The following is a 331-nucleotide window of genomic DNA, read 5'->3' as shown; positions in this document are numbered from 1 at the left end:
CCTGACTCGACCGTTTCCCAGAATTTGAGTTCAGTCGATATCTCGTGATCCGAAGGGACCACAAGCAGAAGCGTGTCATGGCCGTATTCGTAAATAGTTATCAGCGTCGCCAGGGCTACGGCCGCCGCGGTATTGCGGCCGACGGGCTCGAAAATCGGTCTGCCGCCATTCAAACCCAGTGGAACAATGTCGGAAAGAATTCGATCGGCATGTCTTTCCGACGCGATCAGTTGGATCGGAGTGTCGCCAGTCGGCCGCGCCTTCAGGCGTCGCACCGTCTTCACAAGCATCGACCCGTCGCCGGAAAGATCATGAAATTGCTTGGGATTGT

Annotated in this window: 1 protein-coding gene; it reads right to left on the bottom strand. The window is 55.9% G+C overall.

Going from position 1 to position 331, the window contains the following annotated elements; all coding sequences use genetic code 11:
- Nucleotides 1–331, bottom strand: a 331-nt coding sequence (locus EN852_RS37520; RefSeq protein ID WP_246694546.1) for a sugar phosphate nucleotidyltransferase, incomplete at both ends; no start/stop codon positions are given.

Origin of the sequence: Mesorhizobium sp. M2E.F.Ca.ET.209.01.1.1, assembly GCF_004010375.2 — a bacterium.
GTDB lineage: Bacteria > Pseudomonadota > Alphaproteobacteria > Rhizobiales > Rhizobiaceae > Mesorhizobium.
Note: the sequence above shows the minus strand (reverse complement) of the source record. Positions and strands in the feature narration are given on the sequence as shown.